Raw genomic sequence first — 1,946 nt, 5'->3', positions numbered from 1 at the left:
CGCCGCGCTGGTGCGCCGCGCGCGCGCGGCCGCGACGTCGAGGAGCTGCCGCCCTCGCGCCCGCGCCCCGGCCTCGACTACGCCCCCGGCGTCGGCGACGACGACCAGGAGCCCCGGGACACGCCGACGCGCACGGTCGAGGAGCTGCCCGCGCTCGACGAGGTCGACGCCTCCGAGGCGCCGGTCGAGGCGGAGGCGGGCCCCCAGCTGGAGCGCCCCGAGCCGGCGACCGGGCGCCTCGTCCGCCTCCGCGAGCGCCTCTCCCGCTCGAACACCGCCCTCGGCCAGGGCCTGCTCGCCCTCCTCTCGCGCGAGCGCGTGGACGAGGCCACGTGGGAGGAGGTCGAGGAGACCCTCCTGCTGGCCGACCTGGGAGCCGGCCCCACCGAGGAGCTCGTCGAGCGTCTCCGCGAGCGGGTCCGGGTGCTCGGCACGCGTGACGCCGACGCGCTGCGATCCCTCCTCGCCGAGGAGCTCCTCGAGCTCGTCGGCCCGGACGTCGACCGGTCCCTCGCGACGACGCCGCACGACGGCCGCCCCGCCGTCGTCCTCGTCGTCGGCGTCAACGGCACGGGCAAGACGACGACCGTCGGCAAGCTGGCGCGCGTCCTCGTGGCGGAGGACAAGGACGTCGTCCTGGGCGCCGCCGACACCTTCCGCGCCGCCGCCGCCGACCAGCTGCAGACGTGGGGCGAGCGCGTCGGCGTGCCGACGGTCCGCTCCTTCACCGACGGCGCCGACCCCGCCTCGGTCGCCTTCGACGCCGTGCGCGCCGGCCGGGAGGGCGAGGTCGACGTCGTGCTGCTCGACACCGCGGGCCGGCTGCAGAACAAGGTGGGTCTCATGGACGAGCTGGGCAAGGTCAAGCGCGTGGCCGAGAAGGCCCTCGACGGCGCCGGGACCATCGACGAGGTGCTCCTCGTCCTCGACGCGACGACCGGCCAGAACGGGCTGCAGCAGGCCAAGGTCTTCTCCGAGGCCGTCGACGTCACCGGCATCGTCCTCACCAAGCTCGACGGCACCGCCAAGGGCGGGATCGTCGTCTCCGTCCAGCGCCAGCTCGGCGTCCCGGTCAAGCTCGTCGGGCTCGGCGAGGGCGCGGACGACCTCGCGCCGTTCGAGCCCCGCGCGTTCGTCGACGCCCTCCTCGCCTGACGCCGCATGGGCGCGGGGGCCGTGGCCGGCGCGTCGGGAGCCCCGCCCGCGGCCGGGGGCGACGAGGGGTGGGTGCGGCCCCGCCCCGGGCACCGCGCGCTGCTGGCCGACGTCGGCTGGGGCGTGCTCGCGACGACGACGTGCGTCCTCGGGCTGGAGCTGACGCGGGCCGTCTCGGACGCGCTGCCGCAGGCGGCGCCCGCCCGGGTCGAGGACGTCGCGTGGACCGTCCTCGTCGCCGCGCCGCTGGCCGTGCGGCGCCTCCTGCCGCTGACGGCGATGGTGGTGTCGACCGGGGCCTTCGTCGCCCTCGGCGAGCGGCACCTCGCCTCGGCGGCGACCTTCACGCTCAACCTCGTCCTCTTCCTCGTGCTCCTGTCCGGGACGGCGTGGGCGCGCGACCGCCGGAGGCTCGCGGTCGTCTGGGCCGTCGTCCTCACGGCGATGGCCGGCTGGTACCTGCTGCGCGTCGTCCTCCTACCGGTCGGCACCGGGCCCACGTCGGCCGCCCTCGTGGGCCTGACGGCGCTCATCAACGTCGTGTACTTCGCGGGGGCCCTCCTCGGCGGGCGGGCGCTGTGGCTCGGCGCGCGCGACCGCGCCGCCCTGCACCGCACGGCCGCGGAGCTGCGCCGGGAGCAGGAGCGCGCCGCCCGGGCGGCCGTCGTCGCCGAGCGCCTGCGCATCGCCCGCGAGCTCCACGACGTCGTCGCCCACCACGTCAGCACCACCGGTGTGCGCGCCGCGGCGGCCCGCCGCGTGCTCGAGCGGGGCGCGGACGACGGGGCGGG

At 77.5% G+C, this 1,946-nt stretch carries 2 protein-coding genes; both read left to right on the top strand.

All coding sequences use genetic code 11. The features are described 5' to 3' along the window. On the top strand, window positions 1-1,155 hold a 1,155-nt coding region (gene ftsY, locus HLB09_RS16395), incomplete at its 5' end, for a signal recognition particle-docking protein FtsY (RefSeq protein ID WP_171204370.1). Window positions 1,156-1,227: 72 nt separating this feature from the next. Next, the coding region (locus HLB09_RS16390) for a histidine kinase (RefSeq protein ID WP_246235668.1) at window positions 1,228-1,946 on the top strand (719 nt) is incomplete at its 3' end.

Source organism: Pseudokineococcus marinus (assembly GCF_013004605.1).
Taxonomy (GTDB): Bacteria; Actinomycetota; Actinomycetes; order Actinomycetales; family Quadrisphaeraceae; genus Pseudokineococcus; species Pseudokineococcus marinus.
This window is presented reverse-complemented; position numbering and strand designations above follow the sequence as displayed.